Raw genomic sequence first — 24,777 nt, 5'->3', positions numbered from 1 at the left:
TGTGTTTGAACGAAAAGCATTTTATAGGTGAAGAATGTTGGATCTGGAAACAGTTTTGCAGTCATTATCTTTGTCCCTTCCTCTCATTGAAGAAGAAAACGTTTCGGAACGTATCCCTTTATATCTGTTGCATAAAGACGATAAAGCAAGGGCGCAGGCTCTATGCGGTAATGACTGGTCTTATCTCACGGCCGGTAAAGGAAAGTGTGAGTCCGGAACAATTTTTGTTCTTCCCGGGAAGGACGGGATGAGAGGGGCAATCGCTTTTTATGATAACCCTGCAAACCCGGAATCTTTTGGTGCTTTGGCATCCAGATTGCCCGGAGGAATCTGGTCTGTTCAGTCTGAAGATGAAACATTGCTGGAAAGTGTTTTTCTGGCGATAGGGCTGGATAGCTATGATTTTAGCTTATCAGGTAGAAAAACTGTTTCAGAAGGGCCACGTTTTCTCGTTCCGGCTTCGTTTTCCCGTGAGAGATTAGAGAAGGTGAAGACGATTGTACGGGCGGTCTGGATGGGCCGTAATCTCATCAATATGCCAGCCAATATTCTGGGACCGCAGGAATTGGCGGAGTTTGCTGCGTCAGAACTTGGGAAGCGCGGTGCCGCTGTTACAATCACAAAGGGCGAAGATCTAAAGCGGGGCTATCCAGCGCTTGCAGCAGTCGCGGCCGGGTCTGACAGGGGAGGGGCCGTTCTGTCGGCTCATTGGAAAGGGAAAGAGGGGGCGCCTCATATCGCGTTGGTGGGGAAAGGCGTCTGTTTCGATACAGGGGGCTATGATCTGAAGCCAGGAAGCTCCATGCTGAAAATGAAGAAAGATATGGGTGGGGCAGCTCTTATGCTCGGACTGGCCTGCGCACTCATTGAAACAGGTCAGGAGCTGGAAATCGATTTACGTCTTGGCTGTGTGGAAAATAGTGTTTCAGGTCATGCTATGAGGCCGGGTGACGTTATTAACACGCGGGAAGGGCTTTGCGTTGAAATTGGAAATACCGACGCAGAGGGACGCCTGGTTTTATGCGATCTGCTTACAGACGTGGGTGAAAAAAAGCCGGATGTTATTATAGATGCAGCCACTCTGACCGGTGCAGCCAGAGTCGCGCTGGGGCCGGACCTGCCTGCCTTGTTCTGTAATGATGACATGTTTGCACAGAAAATCCTGAAGGCAGGAACGGACAGCTTTGATCCCTTATGGCGTATGCCGCTATGGTCAGGCTATAAAACATGGCTGGAGAGCGATATAGCGGATTGCAATAATGTCTCTAGTAAGCCAATGGCTGGAGCCATTACGGCAGCGTTATATTTGCAGAATTTTGTTAAAAAAGAGCAGAAATGGGCCCATATAGATAGCTATGCATGGAATGATCAGCGTACGGCCTGCCACCCTAAAGGCGGTGAAATGCGGGCATTCAGAGCACTCTTTGCACTGTTTTCAAACGAATTTCAGGGTTAGTTATAAGAAAAAAGCATAGCTGTTGAGCGTTTGAGGCAATTCCTGATTTGTTACGATTCCAATATACTTGCTGCATCGTTTCGAATAAGTCATTTGAGTGAAGATGATTTGTCGGACCAAGGTCGGACAGACGATTATGATTTCAAATGAACGAACATTAAAAGGTGGTTCTATGAATCGTGCGAAAAAGACAAACCAGACATTACTGGTGTTGCGTGATACAATCGTCGAAAGTGTTCGCCGTGAAGGGCCTGACCTCTCAGCGCGTCAGCTTGCTGTGTTTTTAACCTGCTACCTGCAGGATGGGGCCCATACAGTGCGTGGCCTGTCCGAGCTTCTTAAAGTCTCTAAGCCAGCTATCACACGGGCTCTTGACCGTCTTGGTGAATTGGATCTTGCACGGCGTAAAACAGATCCGCTGGACCGTCGCTCTGTGCTCGTTCAGCGCACGATGCAAGGGGCTGCCTATTTGCGTGAACTGGGAGCTATTATGGATCATGCCGTTGCAGGCGACCTTTCTTTCAAGGCAAATAAGAAATCAGCTTCTGACAAAATAGCTGACTTCCAGCTGCGTAAATTTGGTTGATCTTTCGTAACAACAGCACTTTTATACGCAAATGGGGAATGATCGCTTTGTGGTCATTCCCTTCATTTCATAAGCATTTAGAAGCTCTTTAGACTTTTCAAACATTTATTGATAAAGTTCCGACGGATATCATTGTCGTTAAGGGCTTTTTATGGTCGGGTTCGTACCTTTTCTGAATTTGCCAGCACAACAGGCTCGTCTCGGCAAGAGTTTAAAGCAGCGCGTAAATCGTGTTTTTGAACATTGCCAGTTTGTTATGGGACCGGAAGTTCAGGAGCTTGAACAGGCGCTTGTTCGATATAGCGGTGCTCATCATGCTATTGCTGTTTCATCTGGAACAGATGCGCTGTTAATCACCCTTATGGCCGAAAATATCGGGCCGGGTATGGCTGTTTTCCTGCCGGCTTTTACCTATACAGCAACAGCCGAAGTTGTTTTGCTGTTAGGGGCTGTCCCTGTATTTGTGGATATTGATCCCCAAAGTTTTCAGATCAGTCTTTTGTCACTGAAAGAACGTTATCAAAGCGTTTTAAAAGAAAACACCTTAAAACCTTCTGCGATTATTGCTGTTGATCTATTCGGGCAGCCTGCGCCCTGGGATGAACTGAAAGAATTTGCCTCACAAACCGGTCTTGTCCTTATCGCCGATTGTGCGCAATCCTTTGGAGCGTCCTATAAAGGGCGTAAATTGGGGCAGGAGGCTCAGGCGACAACCCTCTCTTTTTTCCCTTCAAAGCCTCTGGGATGTTATGGAGATGGGGGCGCTATTCTTACCAATAATGAAGAGAAAGCGGCCCTCTATCGCTCTTTGAAGTCTCATGGGGAAGGGAAAGAGCGTTATGATGTCCAGAAAATAGGGTTGAATGCTCGTCTGGATACAATACAGGCAGCCATTCTGCTCGCAAAACTTGAGGTCTTTGAAGAAGAACTGGTCAAACGTGACTCTATTGCCTGTTATTATGACCGCTTCCTGCCTGACTGTGTTCAAAGGCCTGAACGTATAAAAGACAGTCAAAGTGCCTGGGCTGTTTATTGCATCACATTACCCTCACGACAGGGGCGCGATTCCCTGAGACAGTGGCTGACCGATCATCATATCGCATCAGCCATTTATTATCCTAAGCCCCTGCATCAGCAACCGGCTTATATAAATTATCACGATGGTGTATCGTTGCCCGTCTCTGAAGCAACGGGCGAGATTGTTCTGGCGCTTCCTTTGCACCCTGATCTGACGGAGAAAGAGTGCGAATATGTCGTTACAACCATTCAGAAATGGGCTGACCATTATGACGTTTAAAAGCAAAAATACCTTTCTTCTGGGAGGTATCATCATGGTCCTGGCGCCTGTGGTTCTGATATGGATATTTGCCTGGCCTATGTTGCGGCCTCTTCCTTTCCCGACTCCTGAAAATGGGCATATGATCCAGCCTGCCGAGCGTCTTCTTAATGAAAAAGAAGTGGGAAAACTTGCTCAGTGGTTCCAACAACATAGAAGTGGCTGGGGCAAAAAAGGCGAAAAAGCACCGGGAGCGCCTTCAGTGCAATTTCTGCTGGAAGGTAAAGATCATCAGAAGCTTTATCTCTCCTTCTGGCATTTCCGTCATGGAGATGATGTGGCTGGTGTCCAGTCAGAATTGAATGGGCCCTTCAGAATGAGCTCTACCAACAAAGAGCAGCTGGAAAGTCTGATGAAAAACTTTCCCGATGTTCCATGGATCGCTAAAAAATAATCTGTGAGAGTTATAAAAAGATCAGTTTTCCTTCTGATCTTTTTTATTATCTTCAGCGTTCTGCGCTTCCTGTTTTTTGCGAGCATCCAGCTCCTCCCGGCTTACTTCTGAAACAGCGACCTGAACAGCCTCAGCATTTTCGAGTGGAGGCATTGCCTTATCAAAAACAGCCAGAAGAGCTGCTGTGATCGGGGAGGCCAGCACCAGCCCTGGCACACCTAAAATAGAGCTGAAAACCGTCTGTGAAAGAATGGCAATTGCGGGAGGCATATGGACGGCGCGGCGCTGGATGAGGGGGGCTAGCACATTTCCCTCAAAAAACTGGATGACCGTATAGAGAATAGCCACCAGAAAAGCTTCCTTGGTGCTTACTGAGAGGCTGATAATCAGCGCCGGGACAGCTCCCAGGATGGCTCCAATATAGGGGATGAAGTTGCAAAGTCCCGCCACGACTCCAAGCGCTAGAGCCAATGGAACGCCAATCATGGAGAGTCCTAAGCCAGAGAGGCAGCCAACAACAAACATGTCTAGAGCCTGGCCAGACGTCCATGCCCATAAGGTGGCCCCTGCCGAGAAAAGGAGATCCCGGGTTGCCTCTCTGTGTGTGGGGGGAACCAGCCGTAGAAAGCCATTAATATAGAGGGAAGGAGAAATGGCGAAATAAAAGGCGGAAATCAGGACGACAAAAATCGTTCCTACCAGACCTAAGGCACTGCTTAAGAAGCCCGTTACTGAGCCCGCCAGTCCAAAGCCAAGGCTGCCAAGAGGGTTATGATTATCATTGCCGCCAACAGAGGTTGGTAAATGGTCAAGAATGAGACGGCCCAGTGTTGAATGAGACAAATGCTCTCTCAGATCACCAGATTGCGTAATCAGGGCTGTTTTCAGGCTGATAAACTGATCCCCGATAGCTGGCCCGTTACTCCAGATCAGGGCTGTAAATAACCCTATAATGGCCACGACAACGATACCGACCGCCGCGGCGTAAGGAATAAAAGGAAGAAGTTTCCTTAATAATTTTGCCAGGCCATGCATGACAATGGCCATCAGAGCTGCCGCGAAAACAATCGTCAGAACGTCACCTACCAGCCAGAGGGCCAGTATGATGAGCGTCAGAATGATGACAGAGCGTATCAGTGTAACAAGCTGGCTTAAAGCGCGTGAAGGAGGCTCTTTCTCCGTAGGTTGCGGACGGTAAAAGAAAAATCCCATGAAAGTGGCATCCTTTTATTAACTTTTATGAATAAGGCTGATGTCATGAGGCGGCCTTAAATATTATTCTTTTCCAGTTCATCTTGCGCTTCAAACCAGGATAATTCCGTTTTTTCGAGCAATTGCTCTGTTTTGGAAAGTTCACTGTTCAGGTTTGTAATGTCGGCAGTATTCCCGGAAGTATAGAGTGCAGGAGAGGCGAGTTTCTCTTCAAGTTTTTTCTTTATATCAGATAATTTTGTCATTTGCGCTTCCAGCTCCCTGATTTTTCGCCGGAGGGGAGCCAACTGTCTTGTAAGTTCTTTTTTTTCAGCGCGTTTTAAAACAGATTCTGACGTTTTTTTATTTTCAGACGCCCTGGCTGATGTTCCTGACGTAGCACGACGGGCCCTTGTTTCAAGCCATTCTTTATAATCTGCCATATCCCCTTTGAAAGGGGTGATTGTGCCATTTTCAGCGATCCATAGATCATCAGCGACAGAATCGACAAGATAACTGTCATGACTGATTAAAATGACAGCGCCCTCAAAATCACACAAGGCGCGAATCAGGGCATCACGGGCGTCCAGATCAAGGTGGTTGGTTGGCTCGTCCAATAATAAAAGATGGGGGGCGTGACGTGTTGCCAGAGAAAGCAGAAGGCGTGCTTTTTCGCCACCGGATAGATTTCCGACCGGTGTCTCGGCCCTTGTTGAATCGAGCCCGAAACGAGCGAGCTGAGCCCGGACAGCTGTTGGTGTTGCCTGAGGCAAGGCGCGTGCCATATGGGCTATAGGGCTGTCTCCCATAACAAGTTCTTCACTCTGGTGCTGAGCGAAATATCCGACTTTCAGGCGTGGGTTGGTTGAGAGCTCCCCTTCAAGAGGTGTGAGCCTTCCGGCAAGGAGTTTGGCGAAAGTCGATTTACCGTGCCCATTCTGGCCCAGAAGAGCGACCCGATCCTGCATATCAAGCCGCAGATTGAGGCCCCGTAAAACAGCCTTTCCGTTATAGCCCACAGAGACATTTTCGAGGCGAATCATTGGAGGAGGAAGCGCTTCAGGTTCAGGGAAAGAGAAAACCGTAGGCGTCGCCTCAATAACGGACTCAATCTGGGGTAATTTTGCCAGGGCCTTCAGGCGGGCCTGAGCCTGCCGGGCTTTGGTCGCTTTAGCCCTGAAGCGTGCAACAAAGGATTCCATTTTTGCCCGTTGGGCAGAAAGCTTTTCAGCAGCACGGTTTTGTTGCAGGGCCTGTTCTGTTTTGATCTGGATGAAGCGGTCATATCCCCCTGGCGTTACAGAGATTTTCCCCTGATCAAGATGGGCAATGGCATTGACCGTGTTATCAAGCAGGGAGCGATCATGGCTGACCATTAAGACCGCCCCGGAATATTTTGTCAGCCAGTTTTCAAGCCAAAGGGTCGCTTCGATATCAAGGTGATTGGTTGGCTCATCAAGAAGAAGCAGATCAGGCGCAAGGAAAAGAGCACTGGCCAGGGCAACGCGCATTCTCCATCCACCAGAAAAATCTGAAACAGCCCGCTGCTGGGCTTCATGGTCAAATCCCAGACCGGCAAGGATAATGCTGGCACGGGCAGGGGCCGTATGGGCATCAATGGCAATCAGTCTTTCGTGGATCTCTGCCAGAAGCTGAGGGTCCGTGACTGTTTCAGCCTGATGGAGCAGAGTGGTCCGTTCTTCATGGCTGGCCAGAACTGTTTCAAGCAGGGATTGCGGGCCGGAAGGTGTTTCCTGTTTAACTCTGCCGATTGTGGCACGGTTGGAAAGTGTAATCGTCCCCCCATCAGGGGCAATATCTCCGGCAATAGCGGCGAGGAGTGTGGATTTCCCGACACCGTTTCGCCCAACAAGGCCAATTCTGCGTCCGGGATCAATGGTGAGGGAGGCGTCTTCAAGCAAAGGACGACCAGCGATGCGAAGTGTTAAATTAGTGATAACAAGAAGACTCAAAAGCCATCCCCAAAGAGTGTAATCGTGATTTTGATAATAAAAAAAGTCCTCACACCCTATCAGATTCCCTATTTTTCCTCTAGTGAGTTCAGGAAAGCTTATCTTTTATAGTAAAGAGAGGACAGAAAATGGCCTTGGAACGTACACTTTCCATTATTAAACCCGATGCAACAGAGCGTAACCTCACCGGCAAGATCAATGCCGTGTTTGAAGATGCCGGCCTGCGCATTGTTGCCCAGAAGCGTATCCAGCTGAGCGAAAAAGAAGCCGGTGCTTTTTATGAAGTCCATAAGGACCGCCCTTTCTTTGGTGAGCTGGTTTCCTTCATGATCTCCGGTCCTGTTGTTGTGCAGGTCCTTCAGGGGGATAATGCTGTTGCCCGTCACCGTGAAGTTATGGGTGCAACCAATCCTGCCGAAGCCGCTGAAGGCACAGTCCGCAAACTTTTTGCCAAAAGCATTGGCGAAAATTCTGTTCATGGTTCTGACAGCCTTGAGAATGCTGCCCGCGAAATCAGCTTCTTCTTCGCTGAAACAGAAATTCTTCCCTGAGGGGGAGTAGGGGGAGTTCAGTCTCCCCCTGATATTTTATAATCAGGCTTATTTCTGATCCAACTGCCTGATAAAGCGCGCTAATACTTCCGGGTAAAGTCTGTGTTCCTGCTCTAGAACGCGCTCGCCCAGTATTTCAGCGGTATCTCCTGCCAGCACCGGCACTCTGGCCTGTGCAAGAATAGGGCCTTCATCCACCCCGTCAGTGACAAGATGGATCGTGCATCCATGCTCTTTGGCACCAGCCTCAAGAGCAGCCTCATGTGTATGCAACCCTGGGAAATTGGGGAGCAGGCTAGGGTGAATATTTAACATGCGCCCAGACCATTGCCGGACCAGATAGGGCGTGAGGACACGCATATATCCTGCCAGGCACATGATTTTCGCACCGGACGCTCGAACTAGCCTGTCGATTTCCTTTTCATGTGCTTCACGATCACGGCCATAAAGCTTGTTATCAACCACACAGGTTGGAACATTATATTTTTTCGCGGTCTCAAGGCCGGGCGCATCAGGGCGGTTACTTAAAACAAGAACCACACGCGCTGGATAGTCCGGGCGGGTGCATGCTTCCAGTAACGCTGTCATATTACTGCCGCGCCCACTGATCAGAATCGCAATGGGCGTCTTTTCTGTGACACTATTCATGGATCAGGCGAATGAAACCGGATTGCTGAACTGAATTCCAGCGCTGTCAGATGTCACTTTGCCCATGATGAAGGCTGTTTCCCCGAGGGATGCAAGCTCATTCATAACGGCTTCCGGCTGGGAAGTTATAAGTACCATACCAACGCCACAGTTAAAGACTTTCAGCATTTCATCCTGGGTGACGGGCCCTTCCTTGGCGAGCCAATGGAAGACTTCTGGTGCTGTCCAGCTGGATCCATCAATGATAGCGCCCAGACCTTCAGGCAGAATACGTGGTAGATTTCCTGGTAATCCGCCACCTGTAATATGGCTGCATCCCTGAAGAAGATTTTTTTCATGAAGACGCAGAACTGTTTTGACATAAAGTCTGGTTGGTTCAAGCAAAGCCTGTGCCAGTGTTTTGCCAGGACAGAAAGGCGCCGGATCATTCCAGCCTAGCCCGGTTTTTTCAACAATGCGGCGTACAAGGGAAAAACCGTTGGAATGCACACCAGAGGAGGACAGGCCGATGAGGGTATCGCCTGCCTTGATTGTTGAGGGAAGCAGTCTGTCACGTTCGGCAGCGCCGACGCTGAAGCCAGCCAGATCATAATGCCCTTTTCCGTAAAGGCCAGGCATTTCAGCTGTTTCGCCACCAACGAGGGCACAGCCGCTTTCCTGACAGGCGCGGGCAATACTTTCGATAATGCGCTGAGCAACGTCAAGGCTCAGCTGGCCAGTAGCCATATAATCAAGGAAGAAAAGCGGTTGCGCGCCTTGCACGATCAGATCATTAACGCACATAGCGACAAGATCAGTCCCGATATTGTCGTGTTCACCACTTTCCACAGCCAGAAGAAGTTTAGTGCCAACGCCGTCCGTGCAGCTGACGAGGACAGGGTCCTTAAAACCGGCGCTCTTGAGGTCAAACAAGGCACCGAAACCGCCTAATCCTCCCATAACGCCGGGGCGTGAGGTGGCTTTTGCAGCGGGTTTAATCGCTTCGACCAAGGCATCCCCGGCCGCTATATCCACTCCAGCATCAGCATAGCGTGCGGCGTTAGAAGGTCCAGAAGTCGAAGTCATAAAAAGTAAGCCTTTAATGGGGGTTGATGCTTTCTTTATTCTAAAGCATCCTTGCCAAAGACGAAATAGCTAGATGTTGCCGACAGGATATGAAACAATCCACCCCGATGATGCGAGGAGGATTATGAGCCGGAATCAGTTACAAATGACACTGGATTTGCAATCGGGAAACCGGTCTTTCAGCAGTGATTTCATTCCGGGCGCCTCCAATGCTGCCGCGCGTGCGTGGCTGGCTCGTGACACCTGGCCGGAAAATCGTCTTTGGCTATGGGGTGCTTCCGGCACGGGAAAAACGCATTTGCTGCGTTCCTGGTCGGAACAGAATTATGTGCGTGTTTACGAAGCGTCTGCACTTTCAGAAGAAAATCTGGCAACGATTCTGGGAGAGACACCACAGGGGATTCCCGTCAGGGCAGTCGTTATTGATCATCTTGAAACGTGCCGTAATGAACTGGCCCTTCTGCATTTACTGAATATGGCATCCTCCCAGGGTGTTAGAGTCGTAATGGCGGCAAGGCAGCCCCCCTCATGGAAACGTTTCATAGTGCCTGACCTAGCGAGCCGTTTAAAAGCGACATGCACAACCTTTATTGATGAACCCGAGGATGCGTTAAGGGCGACACTGCTTTTGTCATTACTGGCAGAGCGTCAGCTCATTGTGCCTCAACAGGTTACAGAATGGTTGTGGCGTCGTCTGCCCCGCACAGGGGAGGCCCTTGTCAGGGCTGTCAAACGTCTTGATGAAGCTGCCCTTGAAAGAGGCAGTGCCATTTCCCGCCCACTCGCTCAGGAAGTTCTGGCTGATATGCTGGAATCAGATCCTTATGGAGACAGCCTGTTATGAAGAAACTCCATACCGGTTCACGTCATGTCTCTCAGGGAACAACGCAGGAAACATACTCGCCCAAAACGGGAGAGGTAGACATTCGCCACTCACCTGAACGTTTTGTCAACAGGGAGCTTTCCTGGCTCGATTTTAACCAGCGTGTTATTGAAGAGGCGGAAAACAAGCGGAATCCTCTTCTCGAGCGGGTAAGTTTCCTATCAATCAGTGCCCGTAACCTCGATGAATTTTATTCAGTGCGTGTGGCCGGGCTGGTGGGCCAGGTCCGTGAAAATATTTCCACACTCAGCCCGGATGGAGCAACGCCCAGTCAACAGCTCGAGGCTATTCGCGTCAAGGCAAGGACCCTGAAGCAGGACCAGCAGCGTATCTGGCAGACGTTACGCAGAGAGCTTGATGAATCCGGGATTCGAATCATTGAGGCGGCCAGGCTGGCAGATAAGGATAAAGAGTGGCTCTCTCATTATTTTGACGATCAGATCTATCCGGTTTTAACCCCTCTGGCGGTTGATCCTTCTCATCCGTGCCCTTTTATCCCCAATATGGGGCTTGCCCTGGTCATGTGTCTGATAGACCCACTTAGTCATACACATGTCATGGATGGTATTGTGCTGCTGCCCAGCCAGATATCACGTTTTTTGCGTCTTCCGACGCAAGGGGGGGAAATAAGGTTCGTTTTGCTTGAAGAGATCATTACGCTATTTGCAGAACGTCTTTTCCCTGGCGTAACGATCGCTTCATCAGGTGTATTACGGATTATCCGTGATACAGACGTTGAGTTTGAGGATGAAGCCGAAGACCTTGTCAGTGCCTATGAAACAGCCTTGAAACAGAGGCGCAGAGGGGTTGGTATCCATCTGGAACTTGAAGGAAGCCTGCCTGATACATTGGGGCGCGAACTTTATAAGGAAATGGGGGTTGGCCCCAAGGATGTGATTGTTCTGCCGGAAATGGTGGGCATGGTTGATCTGGCCCAGCTTGTCGTCAATGATCGGCCAGACCTTGTTTTCCCACCTTATACCCCTCGTTTCCCGCAGCGCGTTCTTGATTATGACGGGGACTGTTTTGCGGCGATCAGGGCGAATGATTTAATTGTTCATCATCCCTTTGAAAGTTTCGATGTCGTTGTAAAGTTCCTGCAACAGGCAGCTTTGGATCCCAATGTTCTGGCGATCAAGCAGACGCTTTATCGCACGTCGCGGGACAGTCCGATTGTGCAGGCGTTGATTGAAGCTGCTGATGCTGGCAAGTCTGTGACTGCCGTAGTTGAATTACGCGCCAGATTTGATGAAGAAGCGAATATCAGACTGGCACGGGCACTTGAGGCTGCCGGTGTGCAGGTTGTGTTTGGTCTGGCCCATTATAAGACACATGCCAAGCTCAGTCTGGTCGTGCGGAGAGAGGAAAATAAACTTCGTTCCTATGCACATTTCGGGACAGGAAACTATCATCCATTAACGGCCAGAATTTATACCGACTTGTCATTTTTTACCTGTAATCCCGCTTTGGTTGAGGATTCAGCACGTCTCTTCAATTATGTGACAGGCTGTATTGTCCCGGAACATATGCAGGCTGTTTCCTTTTCCCCGATCAATATCCGTCAGACTCTGGAGAAACTAATTCGGGAGGAAATCGCTCATGTCAAAGCCGGCAGGCCCGGGCATATCTGGTTAAAAATGAACAGCCTTGTAGACCCGCAATTGATTGACCTGTTGTATGAGGCGTCTCAGGCAGGGGTGAAAATTGTTGCACTGGTGCGGGGAATCTGTTGCCTGCGCCCGGGTGTACAGGGGCTTTCTGAAAGAATACAGGTAAGGTCTCTGGTTGGGCGCTTCCTCGAGCATTCGCGTATTTTTGCTTTTGGCAACGGGCGTCATCTGCCATCACGTCAGGCGAAGCTTTTTATCTCTTCAGCAGACTGGATGCAGCGTAACATGGATAAGCGTGTTGAAGTCCTTGTTCCGATTACCGATCCCACTGTTCATGCTCAGATTTTAGGGCAGATCATGACAGTTGACCTGCGCGACACCCTTCAGACATGGAGGATGACGTCGAAAGGTGACTGGCATCATGTATCGACGGAGCTGCGGGCTTTTTCCGCGCATGAAAATCTCATGAATAATCCGTCACTGTCCCGTCGTGCGGGGGGTAAAAACCGCCTCAAACCTGAGCTTTATACGGTGCCTGAACTGGGATGGGAGGAGAGCGACCATGGAAATTGCTGATTGTACACGTGCAGCGATTGTTGATCTGGGCTCAAACTCTGTAAGAATGGTCGTTTTTGAAGGGATCAGGCGCAATCCGCTTATCAGTTTTAATGAAAAGCACACCCTTAAATTGGGAAAAGGGCTTGATAAAACAGGTCGATTGAATGAGGAAGGAGTTTCGAGGGCCAAAGATGTCCTGGTCCGTTATGCGACGATTGCCGCTGTTATGGGGGCGGAACCTTTTCACATAGTGGCAACAGCAGCTGTGAGAGATTCCTCGAACGGGCAGGAATTTATTGATTCAGTCAAAAAACTTTTGCCTCATGTTGATTTCCGTATTCTCAATGGTGAGGAAGAAGCTGATTACGCAGCAAGCGGGATGCTTTGTGCCCAGCCTGATGCGAATGGCATTGTCGCTGATATTGGAGGCGGATCACTGGAATTGATTCATATTGCCGATAAGCGTCATTATGAATCCATAACAACGCCTTTAGGGGTGATCCGTCTGAAAGAAAGATCTGACGGCACTATTGAAAAAGCGGCTGAAATTGCTTCCTCTCATTTTAAGGAAATAGACTGGTTATCGGCAGGGCAAAATCGGTCGCTTTATCTGGTAGGGGGGGCTTTCAGAGCATTGGCACGGCTCTATATTGCCAGACATAAATATCCCCTTCATATCGTTCACCTGTTACGGCTGTCATTTCAGGAAGCACAGGATCTGGTTAAATGGATCATAAATGCTTCTGAAAAAGAGCTTAAAACGCAGGGTCATATTGCCATAAAGCGCCTTCCTGATGTCCCTTATGCGGCGGTTGTCTTACAGGAATTGCTTCAGTCTATCAGGCCGATGAATGTCGTTTTCAGCACGGAAGGGCTGCGTGAAGGGTGGTATATGCGCCACGTAGCCTCATCCTTATGGGATTTTGACCCTTGCCTGATTTTGCTTGAGGAAATGGCAACACGATCCAGCCGGCAGGTGATGTCGCCAAATCTCTTATATGAATGGACATCCCGTCTTTTTTGCGAGAAAGGGGGATTAGGTGAGACACCCCTTCTGGCAACATGGCGTTATTATGCCTGCCTGATTTCAGATATTGGTGCTTTTGCTCATCCTGAATACAGAGCTGAGGAATCCTACCGGCTCATATTATATAATCAGGGTGTCAGCTTTGACCATGACACAAGGGCTTTCCTGGCGCTCGTTCTGGGTATTCGTTATGGGGTCGATCGTCATGACCCATTGCTTGAAATTTCAAAACAAATTCTCTCTCCAGAGAAATTTGAAAGAGCAATCCTCCTGGGAGCTTTGATAAGGCTTGCTTATACGCTCTGTGCCGGGGCTGATATCTTACTGAAATCCTGTCAGATTTCTTTAAAAGAGGATGTTTTGACGCTTGATCTCGGGGCCGGGTTGTTACGCTCAGCCGGGAGTGCGGTTGAAATTCGTTTGAAAAAACTGGCAAGTGAATTGGGAAAACCTTTCGCAATTCTCGAACAATAGAAACAGCTTTTACAAATCAGGATGAGAAAGCGGCTTCAGAAGCCTGTTGAGGTAATCAAGCTCTGCCTTGGGGCGTGTCCTGTCAGAAGCACGACGTTGTAATTCACGTTCTATCGAACGGTAATCCTTGTTTTTATAGTTATCGGGGATATGGGCGTCTGATTCATTGTCGTTATCGAGAGAACGGCCCAGAGGGTCCTGGTGTTTGGACGGGCTGGACTGGTCGTCTCCGTTATCCGTATCATCATCGTTGTCATTCTCGTCCTGTTCAGACGAGCTATTATCCTGTTGCGTGGATGGGTGATCCTGTGAGGATTGTGGTGGCGGAATGAAACCTAACCGTCCTTTGGCTTTCTGTTGCATGGAACGCTGGTTTTCTCTCATTTTCTTTTGAGCCTGAGACAAATCCTCCAGAATTTTCTGTTCCGTCAGGGCCGTTTGTTTATCATCTCTTTGAGCGATGACTTTCAAAGCCACCACCATATCGTCTGCTGCCAGTTTAAAGGATTTATTATCTTTTCCCGTAAGATCTTTTTCGCGTTTTATTAAGAGTTCTGTCAGAGAACGAAGGCCCTGCTGCGTCTGATGATCCTCCTGGCGCTGGGCAGAAAGCTGGCGTGTTACATGGATGTCAGGCGTTGTCTCTGGCGTGTCGTAACCAAGATAGTCAGGAGCGGCAACGCCTAACTGACGCAGCAATGAGGCCGTGGACATCTGTGTTATGTCATGGGACTGGCTGTCAGAATCAAGGTGACGGCCATAGATTGCCAGACGGTGGTGCGTACGGTCCAGGAGCTTTGTTTCATCCTGGATGAGAATGCGTAGGGCAGAGCGCTGCTCTCTGGCTTCCTGCTGCGCTTTCATCTGAGATGAGAGGGATTGAAGGTCTGGCACCTGAGCCTGACGCATTTGTTCCGCCATACCGGAAAGCTCAGCCAGATGGTTCCGGGCTTTTGAGGTTTCGTTATGCAGGGCTTCCTGCTGGATTTTATGCGTCAGCTTCTGCCAGGGAGTGTTTTTGTCTGATGGTAAGGGAAGGACGATCCCTGTTTGACTGGCCTGTGTGAACATGAGGTTCATACGTTTATCCAGCGCGTTTTTCAGCCTTTCCAGCTGTTCATGCAACACTTCCTGCTCAGTTGTGGGAAAATAGCTTCTGCCCGCCATCTGGTTGATTTTATGGAGGACATCCTGTTGTGCCGCCCTGAATTCTGCCATGGAAAGAGCAACGGCTGTGCCGGAATTGGCGCGATCTTCCTGATAAAGAGCCAGAAACCATAAGATTTCTGATAATTGTTCAGAGTGAACAGGCTTTCGTGCATCATTCAGAGCCTGGGAAAAAGCAGCCCCGACGTCACGTGTCATGGGTAAGTGGCTCAGAAGAGTCAGTTCCACAAAAGATTGTTCCTGTGTTTCTTCATTCAGGGACAATCTTTTGCGGAGGTCAATGAAAGCGCGTGCCAACGGGTCATGGAAAGGACGTGCTGCCAAAGAAATTTGTTGTGTCGGGCTTTTGCTGGTCAAGCCTGAGAGGCTGGTTGCCTGTAGATAGGCAACAACTTTTTCTCCAGCAAAAGGGTCAGCTGAGAGATCAAGACTGATTTCTCCTTTAACGGAGACAGGATGTCCATCAAGGGGCAGAGGAATATGGCTGACACGTGGTTTATGGCCAGGCAGGGGATGCTGGTCAGGTTGCGTCATAACCAGCTCAAGGGATTTCAGTCCCTGAGGTTGGTGCGCTTTCCAGCTGATTGTCGTCTGCCAGTTGCTCTTGAGGCTTTTGGGTTTCTCTTTCCAGTCAATAAAAGGAGGAACATCCTTTTCAATCTTAACGTCCCAGGAGGCAATGAGACGTCCTCTGGCTGATAATTTTATGACCTTATGGTCACGAATAAGTCCCTCAATTTTCCAGTTTTTATTTTCCAGTTTCTGATATTTCTTCTGTGTTACTCCAGAGAGATAGGGTGCGCCTTTTCCCCCTGATATAACGGCGAAAAAATGACTCCCTTCCAGGATCGGGGCATCAATTTGATGAATTTGATTTTGTAAAAACAAAACCGGATTTCTGGTATAAGAGGGCGGTTCAATCCAGGCCTGAACAGAAGCAATGGGAGCAAGATCATCATCTATCCCGGGGATGAACCCGGCTTTCAGACGTGACAGACAATGTGGACCCGTTACGTTCAGCCCTACAGCATAGAGACCGATCAGAGCCAGAAAAGCGAAGCGTTCATACCAGTTATGAAAAAAATAAGGTTTTCTGACGCGCAGGGACGTAAGAGAATCAGCCAGGCGCTTTTGATATTCCTGCCAGATATAAACATGCGTTTGTGGCGTTAATGTCCGGCTGGGTGTGGCTGGAGAATCATTAAGGCTGGAGAGAGGATGCCCCTGCTGAAAGGTTGATCGTTCAATAAGACGGTCAAGTTGCTCTGTCGTCGGGGGAGACGGGCGGCTGCGATATTTACGGAAAAGATAGAAACAGCAAAACAGAAACGCTGCCAGCTCTATGAAACCATGAAGAAAATCCGGCAATGATTGGGGAATACGGAAAAGAGACGCCAGTCCCCATAAAAAAACAATAAGGAGCGGCCAGCGCAGCTCAACCCAGACCTGCTCAATCTTGAGGGTACGCCTTGCTTTCTGGCGTGCCCGTTTCAAGATCGGGGTAAGGGAAGATCTGCTCGCCATCCTGATGGTTAACCCTCAGACCAGACCGGCAAATGTTCCTGATTCAGAATTTCATCCAGGGATTGCCGTTCACGAATAACAGATTTCTGGCCATTTCTAACCATGACCTGAGCCGCAAAGGGGCGTGAATTATAGGTTGAACTCATAACCGCTCCGTAGGCACCCGCATCAAGGATGGCAAGATAATCGCCTTTTGCCAGTGGGGGAAGGGGGCGGTTGCGGGCAAAAACGTCGCTGCTTTCACAAACCGGTCCTACCACGTCATAGTGTTCCATATCACTCCCAGCCGGATTTTTAACAGGGATAATACCGTGCCACGAATCATACATGGCAGGGCGGACAAGGTCATTCATGCCGCCGTCAATGATCGCAAATTGCCGGGAGCCTTTTTTAATCTCTGTAATGCGCGTGAGTAAAACACCAGAAGGAGCGGAAATCCAGCGTCCCGGTTCAATACGCAGCGAAACGTCCAGAGGGCCCAAAGTTTCACGAATGACATTGGCCAGCATGGAAGGTTCAGGGGCTTGCTCATCGCGGTAGCAAATTCCGAGTCCGCCACCACAATCCAGAGTTGTGACTGTCAGGCCTGCGTTACGCAGTTCAGTAACCATCACAGCCAGTTTTTCATATCCGGCTCTATAGGGAGCTTCCGTTAAAATCTGGCTACCCAGATGCACGGCGAGCCCGACCATCTCGATACCCTCAAGCTCAGTCTGTGCTTTACGATAAAGGGCCAGGACATCCTGGTGAGCGATTCCGAATTTATTTTCAGCTTTGCCGGTCGTAATCTTGGCGTGAGTTCCGGCATCGATATCAGGGTTAACACGCAGGGCAGTGCGTATCTTCTTATTCAGTGATAAGGCAAGGTCATTGAGTCTGAAAAGCTCTTCAGCACTTTCAACATTGATTTGCGCAATATCGAGTGTGATGGCTTTCAGGAGTTCATCATCTGTTTTCCCCACCCCGGAAAAAACAATATTTTCTGCTTTGATGCCGGCATTAAGAGCGCGTTCCATCTCTCCGCCGCTGACGATATCTGCGCCGTAACCCAGCTGGGCCAAAGAAGAAAGGCAGGCTTTATGATCCTGTGACTTAACCGCAAAATGAAAATGCACGGCCTGTTTGAAGTCTTTGAAAGCCTCTTTAAATGTTAAGGCTCTTTCGCGTAGAACAGTGTCGCTGATCACCCAGCAAGGTGTTCCAGATTCTTCAGCGATATCCTGTAAGGCAGTATGATCGAAAAGCAATCCTTTTTGCTTGTCATAGCTGAGGGAAGGATGACTGGCGCAAAGACGCTCTATTGTAGGGTCATTATGGTCTGCGGTCATAAACTGTTACTATTGGCCCCGGTGTAAAGAGAGTGAAGCAGAAACGAAAGAGGCAGTATAAAGTAAAAAAACCCTATTCTCATAGGGCTGATTGCCAGAGAATTAAAGTTTTACTCATGATGCAGACGGGATGCGGCCTTCTCTTGTCAGGCTAGGGGCCTGTTCGGGCGGATTTAAGATAGAGGAACAGGGTCGTAAAAAACGCGATCATGGCAGCAAAGCAACTGGCAAGAAAAATATCTCTATAACCGGAAAGATCAGCAATCAGGCCGGCTAGTGGTCCCGTTAGACCGTAAGATAAATCCTGAAAGGCAGAAAAGCCGCCCAGGGCAATACCGCGTTCCTGCGGTGTGACCAGATTCATAACTTCCCGGCCAATTCCGGGATAAATCATTGAACAACCAACCCCGCTCAGAAACGCGCCTGTTAATGCGATAACCGGACCATGTCCTGCCCATATTAATAATTGCCCAACAGCCTCAATAAGCAGTGAGCAGAGAGTGATGCGGAGGCCGCCAATGCGGTCAGGCAACCCTCCACAGAAAAAACGTATGAGAACGTAACCCCCTCCAAAGGTAGCGAGCCCCAATCCGGCACCCGGCCAGTGATTTTCTGAAAAATAAAGCGCAAAAAAGGCGCCGATTGCGGCAAAGCCAATACCTTGCAGGCAGATGATGGAGCCATGCAGCCAAATTTTGCCGAGCAGTCTCAAAAATGAGGGTTTTCGAGCCATAGGCGGTGGTGGCGTGAAGGGGATCTTTGTAATGGCTACCAAACCGAAAGCAGGCAGAATAAAACTGACAAGCATCGTGCAGGAATAGCCAATATCATGGTACAGAATAAGCCCCAGGGGCCCCCCGATGCCGATGGCTCCGTAAATGGCCGCTCCGACCAGTGCCATGACTTTGCCAGAGCGTTGAAGCCCGACGAGCGCAATCCCCCAGGTGTTAATGCCTACTCCGACGAAACTTTCTCCCAGACCAAGGATAATTCTGCCACTCATAAGGATGACAAGTGATAACGCCGGAATGGTGGAGCATAAGCCCGACATCAGGCAGAGCAGCGCACCGGTCATATAGAGTATGAGGCCACATCTTACAGATGGTTTTGAGCCCTTGATGTCAACAAATCTGCCAGCATATCCACGTGTGACAATGGTGGAAAAAAAGGCAATACCAACAGTCAGTCCAGCCCAGACATTATTTAAGCCAAGATTATGAGCGACAAAAACAGGGACGACCGGCAGGGTCAGGCCGACACATAGATAAGCGATAAAAAGGATGACTGTCAGAAACAGAAGATATTTCTGCTGTGTATCTTCTTGTCGCCCTTCTGAAGACATCCACTTTCCCTTAATAAATCAGGTGGCGTAATAATTTTTGTGCACTTCAGCTGATATACAGACTAACGGAGTCTGTATAGTCATTTCTGTCTGTGATTTTTGTGGTATGGTGCACCCGAAAGGACTCGAACCTCTAACCCCCAGATTCGTAGTCTGGTGCTCTATCCAGTTGAGCTACGGGTGCATAATTCATGGTATGAAACCATGCTGGATATAAGTGGTGCACCCGAAAGGACTCGAACCTCTAACCCCCAGATTCGTAGTCTGGTGCTCTATCCAGTTGAGCTACGGGTGCGTCTTGCGGCGTCTTCTATCTTCATTAACAAAGCAGCGCAAGCCCTTTTTAGGCATTTTTTTGTTTTTAAAGAATTATTTGCCTAAGCATCCTTATTCCCGCGTCAGAGTGATCCGTGCACGGCAACGTGGGGAGGCATAGGTCCCTCCAATCGTCTGCCCGACAGGATAGCCCTTGAAAACCTGCTTATAAGGTGTGTCATTCATCCCTTTATTCGTGAGCTCTGCCTGGAAAGTCTGATCGCCTTTTTTATAGGACCCCCTCAGAACAGAAATGCTGATCCCTGGCGTGAAAATGAGTGATTTCCCTCGCACTTTCAAAAGGGATTCGTCTTTCGTCGGGCATTCTCCATCCTCGGTTACGAGTGTGCCTTTCCACGTGCCATAAGCATTATGTGCCGGGTCGGGGGTTCCACCGGCACAGGCCGCCAGAAATGTAAGCCCGAGCAGGGGAAAACAGAAAGAAAGGTGCATAGAGTCTCCTAAACATTCAAGGATATGCTTCAAAAGATTTGGCAAAGGCTACCATAAAAGGATGACGTTTTCGCTGATACACTTTATAAATAGCGAACTTTCAGAAAGAATTAAGCCATATTTTAGAGACGAGGCCAGAAACTTGACGCAACAGAGCGCACAAAACCTTAATCAGCTTGATCAATCCCTTCATGAAGACAGAATTCTGATTCTTGATTTTGGTAGTCAGGTTACACAGCTTATCGCACGTCGCGTAAGAGAAAGCGGTGTTTATTGTGAAATATGGCCTTATACAGCAAGTGACGAAAAAATCAGGGCTTTTCATCCACGTGGAATCATTCTTTCAGGGAGCCCCTCAAGCGTTCATGACCAGAATGCTCCCCAGATCCCGCAAAGTGTTCTCGAATTGGGGTGCCCGATTTTAGGGATTTGTTACGGTCAGCAAATTTTGTGTCAGACTCTCGGTGGGAAAGTCGAAACGCATGAGCACCGTGAGTTTGGCCGTGCCTATATTACCGTTGCAGAAGAATGTCTGTTGTCTCATGGCGTATGGGCGACAGGTGCGGTTGAGCAGGTTTGGATGAGCCATGGGGACCGCGTTACCGCTCTGCCTGAAGGTTTCAAGGCCATCGCCTATTCTGAAGGGGCACCATTTGCGATTATCGCTGATGAAAAGCGGAAAATTTACGGTGTTCAGTTCCATCCTGAGGTTGTGCATACACCCCACGGAGCAGCCTTGATCCAGAATTTCATTCACCGTGTTGCAGGGTGTGCCGGGTCATGGACAATGGCAGGTTTCCGTGATCTGGAGATCGCCCGTATCCGCAAACAGGTCGGCGATAAAAAAGTCATTTGCGGTCTTTCAGGTGGGGTCGATAGCTCCGTAGCTGCGAAATTGATTCACGAAGCTATTGGCGATCAGCTTACCTGCATTTTCGTCGATCCCGGAATTTTACGGGCTGGCGAAGCCGATGAAGTCGTCCGGACGTTCAGGGATGAATTTAATATAAAACTGGTTCATCGTGACGCTTCCGAGTTGTTCCTTGGCGAGCTTGCCGGGGTAACAGATCCGGAAGTGAAGCGCAAAACGATCGGGCGCCTCTTTGTTGAGGTGTTTGAAGAAGAGGCGGCCAAGCTTGGTGGGGCACAATTCCTGGCACAAGGGACGTTGTATCCGGACGTTATTGAAAGTGTGAGCTTTACGGGTGGTCCATCTGTAACGATTAAATCACATCATAATGTTGGTGGTCTGCCTGAGCGTATGAATATGCAGCTCGTCGAACCGCTGCGCGAATTGTTCAAGGATGAGGTGCGCGCTTTGGGTAGGGAGCTGGGAATTCCCGAAAATATTGTTGGCCGTCATCCTTTCCCGGGGCCAGGTCTGGCAATTCGTATTCCCGGAGAAGTAACACGTGAGAAACTGAACCTTCTGAGAAAGGTTGATTCAGTTTATCTTGAAGAGATCCGCAAAACCGGCCTTTATGACGAAATCTGGCAGGCCTTTGCCGTGTTACTTCCCGTCAGAACAGTGGGTGTGATGGGGGATGGCCGCACTTATGACCAGGCTTGTGCTCTGCGCGCTGTCACCAGCACAGATGGTATGACCGCCGAAGTTTATCCTTTCAGCTTCGATTTCCTCAATCGCGTCTCCGGTCGTATTGTAAACGAGGTGCGCGGCATTAACCGCGTCACGTACGATATCACTTCCAAGCCACCAGGAACCATTGAGTGGGAATGATAGTGCGCCTGATCTAACAAGCTGGAAATAGGTCATAACTTTTTAAAAGCCCTGCATTATGCGGGGCTTTTTTTATATGTGAGGGAAGAACTCGTCCCAATTTTGCCGCATTCTTTAAAAAAATGGCTTTCCATAGTGCAGCGACTTACGATGGGTAGTGTCATGGGGAGAGTCTGACCACTAACCTTAACTGTCGTGGTTATTTTATCTAACTCTCTGATTCTTATGTAATTTTTTTGTAAGTATTTTCACATAATTAAGAAATAGTTGACAGTTTAAATAGTACCGCCCTAGTTATGATAATATCTGATCTTGTCATAATTATGTCATGGACGTTTCTGCTAAGGAAAACTCAATGAAGTTTAATTTTTTAGTTACTAATGGTGGTTCGTACATGGCATCCGGCGTGAATAACGTCCATGTTATCGGGAGTTCTGGTGGTGAAATCGTCCTGCAGAATGGGACGTGCCTCGGTGGTGCAAGCATTTATGATGGCTGTGTTATAGATGTGGGGGCCGGCGCTAATATCGAAAGTGGACTTCAGATTTCAGGTGGTACTGCTGAGATTTCCGGTAGTGTGGATGCACTGACGATCAGTGGTGGTACAGCTGTTATCCATTCAGGCGCCAAGGTGGTTGCGGGCGTTGTGTCTGGGGGCTCCTTTTCTGCGGGGGCTCCTCTTTTGAAAGGCACGCTGCAATATGACAGTGGTTCTGTCCTTGATGAGAATCAGACGATTTCTGCCGGTGTTGGTGGGGTTGCGATTATAGAAAATGGTGCCACAGCTTATAATATTGTGGCTGATGGTAGTGGGGCCGAAGGAGGCTCCGCAGGGACGGTCATCCTCAATGGTTCTGCAAGTAATAATATAACTGTGCAATCTGGCGGGGTTGTCAGCGTAGGAGCGGGGACCAGAACCGGGAATATTTCTTATAATGAGGGCGGGAGTGTTTACATCAGAAATGGTGCCAGCATTATCGAGCAAACAGTTCTGGTCAGTGGTGGAGATGCAACGCACTCCGGTTATATGGAGATTGATAAGGGTGGTTTCATAAGTGGCGTTTCCGCTGCTGATTATGGAAGCATTAATATTAATAATGGTTCTGCAACAGATGTCTGGGTCGATTCCAACTCGGACGTTACCTATAGCCATTCCGGTAAGTCACATACAGCCCGTGCCACGAATGGCGGTGAGATTCATATAAGTGGAGGAGGGAAAGTCGACATCCTCTATGCCTCCAGTGCTGCTGTGGTCGATCTGAAATCAGGCGGGAAAGTAGGTCTGATGTCTGCTTATTTGGGAGCTACGGCTCTGATCAGTAGCGGAGGATATGCGAGTAATTTACATGTTTTACATAATGGGCATGGGACAATTCAGTCTGGAGCATCTGTCCATAAATTGACTGTTGGTTCGGGTGGCTCAGTGACCTTTTTATCCGGGGCTTCGGCGGATTCCATTGTTGTTTCCCATGGCGGTTATCTTACTGGGCCTGTTATCACAGATAAGCAGACACTGGGAGTTGCTTCAGGCGGCACAGTCATAGGCGCTACAATTACAGCAGGTCAGAAGGATTCCACGCCCAATCCGGATGGTGGAAAAGAGCATCCATTATTTGTTGATAATACAGGTGGCGTAACCTCTGCGGCCTCAGGAGCTGAACTTGATGATATTACCATTGCTGGCGGTAATGGTGTTGATAATGTAGGTGGTCTCCTGGTCGTGGATTCCGGAGCGGTAATACAGAATATTAGTATGGGGTCCAATTCGCGTATCAGATTTAATGGGTTACATTATGATGATCAGCATAAATATCTCACACTTATCGACAATGAACTATATATTTACGATGGGGAAATAGGGTCACCTGGAACTCAGGCCACGGCTATTTCGTTAAGTGGTGACTATAAAGAGAGTGACTTTTCTCTGGTTGATGACGGACATGGCACGTCAGTGCTTGTCTATGCCTGCTTCCTCCCCGGGACGATGATTCGTCTCGAAAATGGTGAAACAGCTATTGAGGACATAAAAGAAGGTGACGCTCTCTGCGTGCTGGAAAATGGCAGACAGCAGATTCGCAAAGTAACGTCTGTTATGCATAAGCGCGCAACTGTGCGTAAGGATCAGCCTGTAGAGATAGCTGGCTGGCCTGTGCAGGTCTGTAAAGATGCTTTCGCCCCGGGCGTACCCTCACAAGATCTTTATGTAACGCCTGAACATTGTTTTTACCTCAATGAGCGTTTTGTGCCCGTTCGTATGTTGGTCAATGGAGCAACGATTCGGTACGATCTGTCGCAGGAAAGTTATGATTACTATCATGTGCGGACAGAGCCTCACGCAATCATCTGGGCCAATAATAGTTTGACGGAAAGCTACCTTGATACAGGAAAGCGTCAGACGATTGAGGTGCAGGATGATAATACAGCGCGTCTGGTTCCTTTTAAGCCCCTGACATGGGCTGATGATTCTGCCGCTCCTCTGGAGGTTAGTCGCGATTTTGTGGAACCACTTTATAATCAGTTACGTGATCGTGCCTTTTCTCTGGGATACGTTGTTACAAACTCTGATCTTGAAAAACAGAGCATGACAGAGGATTCAGATCTGCGTCTGATGCTTGATGATGGGGTCATTATCGGAAAAACGCGTGAGCATAATGGCAAGATGATTTTTGCCATTCCTCATAAAACGAAAAATGTGCGCCTTCTTTCAAGAACCTTCAGGCCGTCTTCAACAATCGGGCCTTTCCTGGACGACCGCCGTGAGCTGGGAGTGTTGATTGGGAAGATTGAGTTCTGGGTAGGGGCATCTGAAATTGATGTCATATCCCATTTGGAACAGGAAAGCCTCTCTGGCTGGAGTGTTATTGAATCCGGTCCACATCGTTGGACGATGGGTAACGCATTATTGCCTCTGCCTGATTCCAATGTGGCAGAAGGTCAGAAAAGGGTTCTGGCGATTCAGGTTGAGGCGGGTGGTCCTTATCTCATAGATGAATCGCTTGATCGGGCTTTTGCTATACAAGCAGCTGAATAAGCGTAAGGGATCAGAAGAATCCTGGGCCTGTAACTACCGGCATGGTGAAAAATGCCGGTAGTTACAGAGTTATAGTAAGTGGTTTTTTAAAAATTCTTTAAATCATTTCAGTTGTGTTCAGGTTGTT

At 48.9% G+C, this 24,777-nt stretch carries 18 protein-coding genes and 2 tRNA genes; 10 read left to right on the top strand and 10 right to left on the bottom strand.

The window, feature by feature from the left end:
* Positions 1-34 precede the first annotated feature (34 nt).
* The 4 genes from ACSYSY_RS05560 to ACSYSY_RS05545 all read left to right on the top strand — a co-directional run bounded on the left by ACSYSY_RS05560 (position 35) and on the right by ACSYSY_RS05545 (position 3,772).
* Positions 35-1,456 (top strand): leucyl aminopeptidase family protein, encoded by a 1,422-nt coding sequence (locus tag ACSYSY_RS05560; RefSeq protein ID WP_491706594.1) that lies wholly within the window; start codon positions 35-37, stop codon positions 1,454-1,456.
* A 172-nt stretch (positions 1,457-1,628) separates the two neighbouring features.
* The gene (locus ACSYSY_RS05555) at positions 1,629-2,042 is read left to right on the top strand and encodes a MarR family transcriptional regulator (RefSeq protein ID WP_491706593.1); all 414 of its coding nucleotides are present in this window, start codon (positions 1,629-1,631) and stop codon (positions 2,040-2,042) included.
* A gap of 151 nt (positions 2,043-2,193) precedes the next feature.
* Positions 2,194-3,339, top strand: coding sequence for a DegT/DnrJ/EryC1/StrS family aminotransferase (locus tag ACSYSY_RS05550; protein ID WP_491706592.1), 1,146 nt, complete (start codon positions 2,194-2,196; stop codon positions 3,337-3,339).
* Positions 3,340-3,373: 34 nt separating this feature from the next.
* The gene (locus ACSYSY_RS05545; protein ID WP_491706591.1) at positions 3,374-3,772 is read left to right on the top strand and encodes a hypothetical protein; all 399 of its coding nucleotides are present in this window, start codon (positions 3,374-3,376) and stop codon (positions 3,770-3,772) included.
* A 21-nt stretch (positions 3,773-3,793) separates the two neighbouring features.
* Here ACSYSY_RS05545 and ACSYSY_RS05540 read toward each other — a convergent pair whose 3' ends face one another.
* Together ACSYSY_RS05540 and abc-f are read right to left on the bottom strand one after the other, a co-directional pair.
* Complete coding sequence (locus tag ACSYSY_RS05540; protein ID WP_491706590.1) at positions 3,794-4,984, bottom strand: AI-2E family transporter; 1,191 nt, start codon at positions 4,982-4,984, stop codon at positions 3,794-3,796.
* Between the two features lie 56 nt (positions 4,985-5,040).
* On the bottom strand, positions 5,041-6,936 hold the full coding sequence (abc-f, locus tag ACSYSY_RS05535; protein WP_491706589.1) for a ribosomal protection-like ABC-F family protein: 1,896 nt from the start codon (positions 6,934-6,936) through the stop codon (positions 5,041-5,043).
* A 128-nt stretch (positions 6,937-7,064) separates the two neighbouring features.
* Between abc-f and ndk the strand changes: the two genes are divergently transcribed.
* Positions 7,065-7,487 carry a nucleoside-diphosphate kinase gene (gene ndk / locus ACSYSY_RS05530; RefSeq protein ID WP_491706588.1) on the top strand — a complete coding sequence of 141 codons (423 nt, stop codon included), beginning with the start codon at positions 7,065-7,067 and terminating at the stop codon, positions 7,485-7,487.
* 48 nt (positions 7,488-7,535) lie between these two features.
* Here ndk and purN read toward each other — a convergent pair whose 3' ends face one another.
* Positions 7,536-8,135, bottom strand: a complete 600-nt coding sequence (purN, locus tag ACSYSY_RS05525) for a phosphoribosylglycinamide formyltransferase (RefSeq protein ID WP_491706587.1) — start codon at positions 8,133-8,135, stop codon at positions 7,536-7,538.
* Positions 8,136-8,138: 3 nt separating this feature from the next.
* A complete protein-coding gene (gene purM, locus ACSYSY_RS05520; RefSeq protein ID WP_491706586.1) occupies positions 8,139-9,200 on the bottom strand; it encodes a phosphoribosylformylglycinamidine cyclo-ligase in 1,062 nt (353 codons plus the stop codon).
* Positions 9,201-9,324: 124 nt separating this feature from the next.
* Between purM and ACSYSY_RS05515 the strand changes: the two genes are divergently transcribed.
* Genes ACSYSY_RS05515 through ACSYSY_RS05505 form a run of 3 tightly spaced genes read left to right on the top strand, consistent with a single transcriptional unit; the run spans position 9,325 to position 13,752 of the window.
* Positions 9,325-10,044, top strand: coding sequence for an HdaA/DnaA family protein (locus ACSYSY_RS05515; RefSeq protein WP_491706585.1), 720 nt, complete (start codon positions 9,325-9,327; stop codon positions 10,042-10,044).
* Entirely contained in the window at positions 10,041-12,269 is a 2,229-nt protein-coding gene (locus ACSYSY_RS05510; RefSeq protein ID WP_491706584.1) for an RNA degradosome polyphosphate kinase, read from the top strand. Before ACSYSY_RS05515 ends, ACSYSY_RS05510 begins: the two co-directional genes overlap by 4 nt.
* Positions 12,256-13,752, top strand: coding sequence for a Ppx/GppA family phosphatase (locus ACSYSY_RS05505; RefSeq protein WP_491706583.1), 1,497 nt, complete (start codon positions 12,256-12,258; stop codon positions 13,750-13,752). The genes ACSYSY_RS05510 and ACSYSY_RS05505 overlap by 14 nt, the downstream gene beginning before the upstream one ends.
* A 9-nt stretch (positions 13,753-13,761) precedes the next feature.
* Here the strand turns inward: ACSYSY_RS05505 and ACSYSY_RS05500 are convergent, their stop codons facing one another.
* The 6 genes from ACSYSY_RS05500 to ACSYSY_RS05475 all read right to left on the bottom strand — a co-directional run bounded on the left by ACSYSY_RS05500 (position 13,762) and on the right by ACSYSY_RS05475 (position 19,881).
* Positions 13,762-16,443, bottom strand: a complete 2,682-nt coding sequence (locus ACSYSY_RS05500; protein ID WP_491706582.1) for a DUF4175 family protein — start codon at positions 16,441-16,443, stop codon at positions 13,762-13,764.
* Positions 16,444-16,451: 8 nt separating this feature from the next.
* Positions 16,452-17,771 (bottom strand): diaminopimelate decarboxylase, encoded by a 1,320-nt coding sequence (gene lysA / locus ACSYSY_RS05495; protein WP_491706581.1) that lies wholly within the window; start codon positions 17,769-17,771, stop codon positions 16,452-16,454.
* A gap of 151 nt (positions 17,772-17,922) precedes the next feature.
* Positions 17,923-19,113, bottom strand: a complete 1,191-nt coding sequence (locus ACSYSY_RS05490; RefSeq protein ID WP_491706580.1) for an MFS transporter — start codon at positions 19,111-19,113, stop codon at positions 17,923-17,925.
* A gap of 107 nt (positions 19,114-19,220) precedes the next feature.
* Positions 19,221-19,297, bottom strand: a tRNA-Arg gene (locus ACSYSY_RS05485).
* 34 nt (positions 19,298-19,331) lie between these two features.
* Positions 19,332-19,408: transfer RNA gene (locus ACSYSY_RS05480), tRNA-Arg, on the bottom strand.
* A gap of 92 nt (positions 19,409-19,500) precedes the next feature.
* Positions 19,501-19,881, bottom strand: a complete 381-nt coding sequence (locus ACSYSY_RS05475; RefSeq protein WP_491706579.1) for a hypothetical protein — start codon at positions 19,879-19,881, stop codon at positions 19,501-19,503.
* A 142-nt stretch (positions 19,882-20,023) separates the two neighbouring features.
* Here ACSYSY_RS05475 and guaA point away from each other — a divergent pair, with 142 nt between their 5' ends.
* Positions 20,024-21,619 carry a glutamine-hydrolyzing GMP synthase gene (gene guaA / locus ACSYSY_RS05470; protein WP_491706578.1) on the top strand — a complete coding sequence of 532 codons (1,596 nt, stop codon included), beginning with the start codon at positions 20,024-20,026 and terminating at the stop codon, positions 21,617-21,619.
* 394 nt (positions 21,620-22,013) lie between these two features.
* Entirely contained in the window at positions 22,014-24,650 is a 2,637-nt protein-coding gene (locus tag ACSYSY_RS05465; protein WP_491706577.1) for a Hint domain-containing protein, read from the top strand.
* The last annotated feature ends 127 nt before the right edge of the window (positions 24,651-24,777 follow it).

The organism is Aristophania sp. ESL1100, assembly GCF_058511235.1.
This window is presented reverse-complemented; position numbering and strand designations above follow the sequence as displayed.